The organism is bacterium (assembly GCA_027622355.1).
GTDB lineage: Bacteria > UBA8248 > UBA8248 > UBA8248 > UBA8248 > JAQBZT01.
In genome coordinates this window covers 1-8,178 of record JAQBZT010000124.1, presented here as the reverse complement: position 1 = coordinate 8,178, position 8,178 = coordinate 1, and the positions used below count along the sequence as shown (strand labels likewise).

Here is an 8,178-nt window from a genome sequence, read left to right as displayed (position 1 = left end):
CGCCAAGGGCGGTTTTCGGCGGCCGGATATCTTTGCGCCCGCCGCCAGGACGGCGTTGTGATAAAATGTGAGCTTACGTGAAAGATCTTGCTCTTTTCCCTTTCACCCCCAAGAGGAAAATCAACGCAGACAACCACTGCCGGCAAACATTTCCAACCTCTCGAAAGGACTTGCCATGACCCTCGAAAACCGGATTGAGAAGCTCGAAAAACAAAACCGCTGGTTCAAAAGAGGCGGAACGCTGGCCGTGATATTCCTTTCCTCCCTGTTTCTGATGGGCACCCACGAAAGCGCCCCGCCCTCCTCGGGCACCCCGCCTTCCTCGGGCACCTCACCCTCCTCGAGTCCCTCCAACACGCGTCACATTCGCGCCAACCGCTTCACACTGACCGACGACACGGGAAAAACGCGCGCGACCATGCTGACGTTCAAGGACAAGTTGCCGGGGCTCTTCATGCACGATGACGCCGGGAGAGTGCGCATTACGCTCAGTATGACGAAAAACGGAACCGTATTCCTCTCTTTCCTGGACCAGAACAAGAAAACCCGGCTCATCATGGGTCTCACAAGCAAAGGATTGCCCCAAATCAAATTTCTGAACGAAACCGGACAAACGACGCACACGCTCCCTTAACAAAGGCGAAAACGGAATTTATCGCCGCCGAATCTGGAGCCACCTTGCGGAGGAAAAACGATGTCGTGGAAAGAGCGGCTGGAGCGGCTGGAAGCCAAAAACCGGGAACTCGAAAAAACCCTCTCGAAATTCAAACGGGCGGGGGCCCTGGCAGTTGTTCTCATGATGTCGGCTTTTCTGATGGGCACCCACGAAAGTGCCCCGCCCCCTCCTTCACCGGGTGGCTCAAGCAGCGGGGGCTCGGCCACTTTCAAAACCGTGACGGCGGAACGCTTTGTCCTGAAAGACGGCCACGGCAAGATGCGAGGGGTTTTCACCGTTCAAAAGGACAATTCGTCCACCCTCTTTTTCTACGGCAGCGAGGGAAAGATCCGCATCGCCCTGAACGTGCTGAACGACAAGGGCCCCAACCTCGCCTTTTTTGACGCGGAGGGCAATCTCCGCTCTTTCTTGGGCGTTCGCAACGACGGGACGCCCCAGCTCCGCTTCAACGCCAAAAACAGGAAGGCGCGCCTTCGCCTGGATCTCACCGCAAACAATACTCCCGCTATCGCCTTGTACGATAATGAAAATCGATCCCGGCTCTTCATGTTTGTCCGGGAAAATCTGCCGCTGCTGACTTTCACCGACACGAAGGGAAAGTTGCGGGTGGGTCTCGGGATGACTCGGGACCAAAATGGCAGCGTGCGCATTCTGAACGCCGAGGGAAAAATCACGCATACCCTTCCCTGATTCTTCGGAGCCTCTCACACACAAGGAAACGCGACATGAAAGCAATGGTTCTCGAAAAAGGCGGGGCGCCCTTCGTCATGGAAGAGCGGCCCGACCCGGTTCCCGGCCCCGGAGAGGCGGTCGCCCGGGTGCTCTCCTGCGGCTCGGGCCTGACGATTCACCACACCCGGATGGGCCTGGCGAATGCCGCCTTCCCCCGCATCATCGGCCATGAAGTGCTGGGAGAGATCGTCGCTGTCGGCCCCGGCGTTGCACAATTTTCAGAGGGCGACGCCGTCACGGTCTACACCTATCTCTCCTGCGGCCACTGCCGCTGGTGCCGCATCGATCGGGAATCGCTCTGCGAAAACCTTGCCGGCTTCGTCGGCAGGCACATCGACGGCGGCTACGCCGAGTACCTGAAACTGCCCGCCCAGTACTTCATCCCCATCCCCGAGGGAATTGACTACAAGGCCCATCCGGCGGAGGCCGCCGTGATCAGCGACGCCATCGTCACCCCCTACAAGGTGACCCGCCGGGCGCGAATCGCCCCGCTCGAAACCGTGGCCATCTTCGGCGCAGGCGGCGGCGTCGGCCTCCACATGGTCATGCTGGCGAAATGGGCCCACGCCCGCGTCGTGGCGATCGACAACGTCCCGGAAAAGCTGGAAAAATGCCGCGAATTCGGGGCCGACCTGGCCTTGGACCCGCGCAGCGGCAACCTGGGCGAGGCGCTGCGGGATTTCACGAAAGGAAAAGGGATCGACGTTGCGGTGGACTTCGTCTCCATCCCCGCCACGCTCGAAGCGGCGGTCGAGGCCCTCGGCAGAGGGGGAAGACTCGTCACCCTCGGCGGCTACACCCCGGAGCCCTTCCGCGTCTCTCCGAGCCTGATGCTCGCGAACGAACTCGAACTGCTCGGAAGCCGGGCTTTCACGAAGCAAGAACTTGTCGACTCGCTCGCCCTTGTCGCCAAGGGCGATCTGTGGCCCTACGTGACGGAAACCTACCGGCTCGAGGAGGCCGAAAAGGTGCACGCGCGCCTCCAGTCCGGGAGCATTACCGGCCGGGCGGCCATCATCATGGATTGATGCGGCGAGGAGACGGCTAAAAACGGAAGTGGAATCTGAGGAAGACACTGCTCATCAGCGTCTCGTTGTGCGGCAGGATCACGTTTCCGCTTTTTCCCTGGTTGACCTCGATATAGGTGCCCCGGTAGGCAACGCCCACCGAGAAGATATCGTTCATCTGGTACATCAGCCCGACACGCCACCGCAAGGAGTATCCGTCCGAATCCACCTGACCCAGCAGACTGTTGTCCGCCCGAACGCTCGTCAGCGTGTTCACGAAAAAGGCCGCGTCAACGAATAGCCGGGGCGGAAGCCCTCCGGCGAAACGGATTCCGGCCTTGGGCCCGTGGGCGAACACATCCTCGTCCACCGGCCCCAGGGTGGAGTTGATCGTCGAACCGGCCACCTGAAACGCGAAGTTCGACCGGTTGAAGTCATGCCGAAGCACGTGCCAGCCAACGACGATTTCCAGCTCCGCCTTCTCGTTGCGAAAGAGCACATAACTCAAATCGAGATCGACCATGTCGATCTCGGCCTTGAGAGAGTTGGTCTGGTTGACCTGGGCGCCGATCAGCGTGCCGACGGGAAGATTCGTCCACCGCTCGGTGCCGCTGGAGATGCGGGCAGCCTCCCAGTCCACACCGATGCGCACTCGCTCGACGATCTCTGCATCGGCGAAAAGATTCCAGGCGATGCCGCTGGAGTCGAAGCTGCTATTGGTCGCGCTGAACGATTCCTCATAGTCGTAGGAGGCGGCACCGATGCTGCCACCGAAGCGCCCCCCCCGGAGTTTCTCGCGAAAGTTGGCCTCGACCGCCGGGGCGCCGTAAGCCGCCGCGGGAGCGAGGCACATCAACAACAGACCGAGAATCGCCACATGCTTCATGAAAGTCGAAAACATCTGCTCCTCTGTCCCTCTCCCTCGCCGGAAAATTTGTCGTAAGCTCTTGTACTGTAACACCAAAGCTCGATCCTGGCACGAGAAATTTCTCACACTGCGCCGCTCCCCGGAAAGGGGTCTCAAAACAAGGAAATTTTGGCGCTGTCTCTCCGATGGTCGGCCACGGCGCCTTCGCCGGAGGGAGAGGCGCCGACCCGGAGAGATGAAGAGCCCGCGCGCCGGATGCCGGAGAATTTGCCCGCCCTGCCCCTGTGATATAACGTTCATACGGACAAACTGATCATTCCTCCAGAAAGGAGGCTTCACCCTTGGCTGATTCAAACTTGCAGGGAAAATGGGCGTTGATTCTGGGCGCGAGCAGCGGCTTCGGCGAGGCGAACGCCCTTCGGCTCTCCAAGGAGGGCATGAACATCTTCGGCGTCCACCTCGACCGGAAGGCCACCCTCCCCAACGCCGATCGCATCCAGGAGGGCATCCGCGCGAACGGCGCCGAGGCAATCTTTTTTAACGTGAACGCCGCCGACGAGGAGTCCCGCGCGAAGGTCTTTAACGCCATGGCGGAGCGGCTCGGCGCGGGCGGCATGGGGGATGTCCGGGTCCTGCTCCACAGCCTCGCCTTCGGCACGCTGAAGCTCTTCATCGCCGAGGATCCGGGCGACGCCATCACCCAGAAGCAGGTGGAGATGACCCTCGATGTCATGGCCAACAGCCTGATCTACTGGGTGCAGGGTCTCGTCGAGCGCGGCCTGATGGGCCGGGGCGGGCGGATTTACGCCATGACCAGCGCGGGCGGCCACCGCATCTGGGCAACCTACGGGGCGGTCTCGGCCGCGAAGGCGGCGCTGGAGAGCCACATCCGCCAGCTCGCCGTGGAGCTCGCCTCCAAGGGCATCACCGCCAACAGCATTCAGGCCGGCGTCACCGACACCCCCGCCCTGCGGAAGATCCCCGGCAACGAGCAGATGATCGAGAACGTGCTGCGCGTCAATCCGCACAATGAACTCACCACCCCCGCAAAAGTCGCCGACGCCATCGCCGCCCTCGCCGTCTCGGGCACCCACTGGATGACGGGCAACATCATCCGCGTGGACGGCGGCGAGGACATCACCGGCTGAACCCCCTCATGGGCCGGGAGAACTGGCGGAGCGGGGCGGGCGTCCTCCTTGCGATCCTGGGCGCGGCCTTTCTCTTTCTGGGCTTCGGGCTTCCGGCCGGTCCGGCTCCCGGCGCACCCGAAACCGCCTACACCTTCGACCTGGTTCTCATGGGCAAAGCCGTGCTCCGCATCCCGCTCAGCGCGGAAGCGGCCGCGGCCGCCTTCTCGCTCAAGCGCACCGGCCCGGGCATTCTCCTGCTCGCCCTGGGCGGTTTTTTCCTGTACCTCGACCCCCCGCAGGGGGAGCGCCTGACGCGCCTGCTCGAAAAGTGGTGGGAGGAGAAAAAAGAGAACTAGATTCACGGAAGCCGCACCGGCTGGCCGGTATCCTCACAGGCGATATCCTCCGGCTTGGCGCCCTCCTTCAGCGGCACCTGAAGCACACCCTCCGCCGTGTAGCCTGGGCCGAGACCGCCCCCGAGATGGTTCGAGAGATATAGAATCCCCTGCTCCCGCTGCCCGCTCGCACCCGGCAGGGCGCAGAGGATCTTGACAGAGGAAAAAGTGACACCGGTGGTGTTCGTATAAAGAATACGGAGGTGCGCCATCCGCCCCGCCTTGCGGGTGCTCTGGATGGTGACATCGGCCGAGGCCGCTCCAGAAAAAAACAGGAGGGAAAGGGCGGCAACGAGTACCCGCATGCTTTCCCTCCCCTTTCCGGATCAGGCAGTTCCTATTTTCCGAAAGTGCGCTTCTCCCCCGGCTTCAGGGCGAACACCTCGGCGGGAAAATCGCCGAGAGCCTTGACCAGCTGCTCGGGCGTTCCCTTGAGCGGCGGGAAGGTGCCGTAGTGGATCGGGATGATGCGCTTCACCTTGAGCAGCTCGCGCACGGCGTAGGCGGCATGGGCCGGGTCCATCGTGAAATGACCGCCGATGGGCAGCAGGGCGAGGTCCGGCTTGTAGTACTCGCCGATGAATTTCATGTCGCCGAAAACGCCGGTGTCGCCCGCATGATAGATGGTGTAGCCGTCCTCGAGGCGGATGATGTAGCCGGCGGGCTCGCCGCCGGGGTGCACTTCGGTCTTTTTCGTCTTGGGGTCCTTGTGGACGATCTCGGAGCTGTGCTCGGCGCGGACCATGGTGATGGTGATGCCGGGGCCGAGGGGCTGGATGGGGCCGCTCTTGTTGAAGCGAATCAGCTTCTTCATGGACACCAGGCCGAGCGCGGCGAAGGTCTGGCCCATGTCGGCGTTCAAGGCCACGCGGGCGCCCGTCATCTTGGCGATTTTCACCGTATCGCCGACGTGATCCCCGTGCCCGTGGGTGAGGAGGATGAGGTCCACCTTGCCGAGCTTGGAGAGGTCCTTGAGCTCCTTCGGGGTCTTCGGGTTCTTCGTGATGAACGGATCGATCAGGATGACCTTGCCGCCCGGGGTGGTGATCTTGAAGGCGGACTGTCCGAACCACTGAAGCTCGAAGGCTTCCGCGCCCGGAGCAGCCGCCGCTACGGCAAAAAACACGAACAGGGAAACAATTGCACAAACCCACCGGTTCTGACGCATGGAATCTCCCTATTTCCAGAAAAAGGTTAATGAAGGCGGCCTTTCAAAACACCCTGCAATTGCATGAAGATGATTTCATAGCCAAAAATAGATAAAAAAGCAATATCCTGCATTTTCAGGAAATCCCAAAAAAACGGCCCCGCCCTCCGAAGAGGACGGGGCCGTTTTTTTTCCTGCGACAGCGCGCCGACTACTTCTGGTTCTTCATGAGCCGTCGGGTGAGGTCGCCCTCGGGCGTACTGCCCGTGGGGGGCTTGTTGTAGCCGGGGAATTTCTGGTGGTTCTTCTTGGCGTCGATCCCGGCCAGCTTGGCCAGGGTGGCGCCGAGGAAGTTCCGCTTGAGCTCTTCGGTGATGGGCGGGTAGCCCCATTTCTCCTGCAACTCTTCGGGCATATCCAGCTTCAGGATCGCCTCGACCGACTGGTAGGGGTCCGAGGCCGGCCAGTCGCTGCCCCAGATGAAGCGGTCGTAGCCCGCGATCTGAAGCGTGGTTCCCACCATGTGGGCGAAACGGTGCGGCGCCCGCATGAGCCAGGGGAGGAGGATCGAGTAGCTCACAAAGATATTGGGGTGCTTCCACATGAGCATGATGAGGTCTTCCCAGTAGGGATAGCCGCCGTGGTAGGCGACGATCTTGAGGTCGGGGAAGTCCGAGGCCACATCGTCCAGCAGAACGGGCAGCGTGTAGCGCGTCGGCCCCATGCGGATGGTGATGCCGGTGTGGAAGAAGGCCACGATGCCCTTGTCCTGGCACATCTCGTAGACAGGCCAGAGCCTGCGGTCGTTGATCGGGCAATCCTCGGGCTGGTAGAACTTCGTGAACTTGAAGTTGTAGTTGTCGTGGAGGTACTCCAACTCCCAGAGCACGTCTTTCAATTTGCGCTTGGAGAAGGGCCCCACGTTCGAGACGCCGATCACGCGGTCGGGGTACTTCTCGATGGCGTCGATCACGTGCTGGTTCGTCGAGAAGGGGGCGCTGTCGCCCGAGGTGTCAATGAACGATTCGCGCATCAGCGCGATCTGATCCACCCCCGCACGGTTCATGTCGCCGATGATCTTGTCGATGTTCCAGTCCATCCCCGGATGGATGGCGGACTGCTTGCCGGTCCGGTGATCGACCCACTGCCACCAGTTGCACGCCTTGTGGGCGTACTCGAAGGTCTTGGTTCCTTCGAAGTATTTGATAAAACGCCGGTAATCCTCCGGCATGACGTGCACTTCGCAGTCGAGGATGTAGTAGTCGTTGGCCGTCTCGCCCGTCTCGGGGTTCGAGGGGAGCGGCATGATGGTGTCCCATGTCGGCGGCTTCCCGGAAGCCCGCGCCGCTACCTTCTTCTTCGCTACCTTCTTTTTTGCAACTTTCTTCTTCGCCGCCTTCTTACCGACCGCTTTTTCGGCCATCGTCCACCTCCCGTTTGGATAACCCAAAACATCGTTTCACCGCCGCGCGGGCCGGCGAAAATTCGGCAACCGGGCTTCTCTCCCGCCCGAAACAGGGTGCGAAACATCATCGAATAGCGCCATCGTATGGCGGTTCGCCGTGGGTGTAAAGAGGCCGGGCCCTTAAAAGGGAGCGCACAGCACGCCGAGCACAACCTCCGCCGCGGCGCGATCGCCCTCGATCCGGAGCTTCCCGGCCGCCTCCTTTTCCGCAGGCTTGGCGCGCCCCGAGGTGAGCAGCAGCAGATCGCTCCGCGGGGCCGAAATCTCCGCCGTGAAGCCGTCTGCATCTCCGGGGCAGACCACCGCCCGTCCCTCCTCCCAGGCAAGGCCCAGGGCATCGCCTGCATCGCTCGTGCGAAGCCGGACCCGGCCCTCGAAGGCGCCGCCCTTCCGCAGGCCGTAGAAAAACGCGAAGCGCCAGGGCAGCTCCGCCATCGCCGCATCGAGCCCCCCCGGAGCGAGCGGGGCCGCCGGGTCGTTCACGATGTCCCACTCGTGGAGGAACACCTCATAGAGGCGGGCGATGGGATAAAAGCGGATCGGGCAGGCCCCGAAGCGGTGCCAGGCGTTCTTTTCCAGATCGGCGGGGGTGAGGCGGCGGAAGACCTGCTCGAGCTCGGCGCTGTTCGCCTCGAAGCGGTCCACGCGCGCCGCGAGCGGCAGCGCCGCCAGCTCTTTCATGATGGAGACGCGCAGGGCGTTGAACTCCTCGGCATTCTTCGCCCCGAAGGCGGGCTCCACCCTTCCTTCGAGCCCCG

The 8,178-nt window shown here is 62.0% G+C and carries 10 protein-coding genes; 5 read left to right on the top strand and 5 right to left on the bottom strand.

Translation table 11 applies throughout. The features are described from left to right. The first annotated feature begins 175 nt into the window (after nucleotides 1-175). The 3 genes from O2807_08560 to O2807_08550 are packed head-to-tail and all read left to right on the top strand — an operon-like array spanning nucleotide 176 to nucleotide 2,436. Nucleotides 176-634: a hypothetical protein gene (locus O2807_08560; protein MDA1000550.1), complete on the top strand. Its 459-nt coding sequence runs from the start codon at nucleotides 176-178 to the stop codon at nucleotides 632-634. A gap of 60 nt (nucleotides 635-694) precedes the next feature. Further along, complete coding sequence (locus O2807_08555; GenBank protein ID MDA1000549.1) at nucleotides 695-1,366, top strand: hypothetical protein; 672 nt, start codon at nucleotides 695-697, stop codon at nucleotides 1,364-1,366. Nucleotides 1,367-1,401: 35 nt separating this feature from the next. Continuing rightward, on the top strand, nucleotides 1,402-2,436 hold the full coding sequence (locus tag O2807_08550) for a zinc-binding dehydrogenase (protein MDA1000548.1): 1,035 nt from the start codon (nucleotides 1,402-1,404) through the stop codon (nucleotides 2,434-2,436). Nucleotides 2,437-2,452: 16 nt separating this feature from the next. Here the strand turns inward: O2807_08550 and O2807_08545 are convergent, their stop codons facing one another. After that, nucleotides 2,453-3,316 carry a hypothetical protein gene (locus tag O2807_08545; GenBank protein ID MDA1000547.1) on the bottom strand — a complete coding sequence of 288 codons (864 nt, stop codon included), beginning with the start codon at nucleotides 3,314-3,316 and terminating at the stop codon, nucleotides 2,453-2,455. Between the two features lie 308 nt (nucleotides 3,317-3,624). Here O2807_08545 and O2807_08540 point away from each other — a divergent pair, with 308 nt between their 5' ends. Next, nucleotides 3,625-4,431 (top strand): SDR family NAD(P)-dependent oxidoreductase, encoded by an 807-nt coding sequence (locus tag O2807_08540; GenBank protein MDA1000546.1) that lies wholly within the window; start codon nucleotides 3,625-3,627, stop codon nucleotides 4,429-4,431. 8 nt (nucleotides 4,432-4,439) lie between these two features. Continuing rightward, a complete protein-coding gene (locus tag O2807_08535; GenBank protein MDA1000545.1) occupies nucleotides 4,440-4,769 on the top strand; it encodes a hypothetical protein in 330 nt (109 codons plus the stop codon). Nucleotides 4,770-4,771: 2 nt separating this feature from the next. On the opposite strand, the gene O2807_08530 is transcribed toward O2807_08535, so the two are convergent. The 4 genes from O2807_08530 to O2807_08515 form a co-directional block, all read right to left on the bottom strand. Further along, nucleotides 4,772-5,113 (bottom strand): hypothetical protein, encoded by a 342-nt coding sequence (locus O2807_08530; protein MDA1000544.1) that lies wholly within the window; start codon nucleotides 5,111-5,113, stop codon nucleotides 4,772-4,774. A gap of 32 nt (nucleotides 5,114-5,145) precedes the next feature. Beyond that, a complete protein-coding gene (locus tag O2807_08525) occupies nucleotides 5,146-5,976 on the bottom strand; it encodes a metal-dependent hydrolase (protein MDA1000543.1) in 831 nt (276 codons plus the stop codon). Nucleotides 5,977-6,166: 190 nt separating this feature from the next. Next, a complete protein-coding gene (locus O2807_08520; GenBank protein MDA1000542.1) occupies nucleotides 6,167-7,378 on the bottom strand; it encodes an amidohydrolase family protein in 1,212 nt (403 codons plus the stop codon). A gap of 162 nt (nucleotides 7,379-7,540) precedes the next feature. Continuing rightward, nucleotides 7,541-8,178: SCP2 sterol-binding domain-containing protein (locus O2807_08515; protein MDA1000541.1), on the bottom strand; the 638-nt coding region annotated here is incomplete at its 5' end.

Excerpts from the sequence above, each read along its gene's own strand:
- O2807_08545 (MDA1000547.1), bottom strand. The coding sequence starts at position 3,316 with ATGTTTTCGACTTTCATGAAGCATGTGGCGATTCTCGGTCTGTTGTTG.
- O2807_08550 (MDA1000548.1), top strand. The coding sequence starts at position 1,402 with ATGAAAGCAATGGTTCTCGAAAAAGGCGGGGCGCCCTTCGTCATGGAA.
- O2807_08560 (MDA1000550.1), top strand. The coding sequence starts at position 176 with ATGACCCTCGAAAACCGGATTGAGAAGCTCGAAAAACAAAACCGCTGG.
- O2807_08535 (MDA1000545.1), top strand. The coding sequence starts at position 4,440 with ATGGGCCGGGAGAACTGGCGGAGCGGGGCGGGCGTCCTCCTTGCGATC.
- O2807_08520 (MDA1000542.1), bottom strand. The coding sequence starts at position 7,378 with ATGGCCGAAAAAGCGGTCGGTAAGAAGGCGGCGAAGAAGAAAGTTGCA.
- O2807_08525 (MDA1000543.1), bottom strand. The coding sequence starts at position 5,976 with ATGCGTCAGAACCGGTGGGTTTGTGCAATTGTTTCCCTGTTCGTGTTT.
- O2807_08530 (MDA1000544.1), bottom strand. The coding sequence starts at position 5,113 with ATGCGGGTACTCGTTGCCGCCCTTTCCCTCCTGTTTTTTTCTGGAGCG.
- O2807_08555 (MDA1000549.1), top strand. The coding sequence starts at position 695 with ATGTCGTGGAAAGAGCGGCTGGAGCGGCTGGAAGCCAAAAACCGGGAA.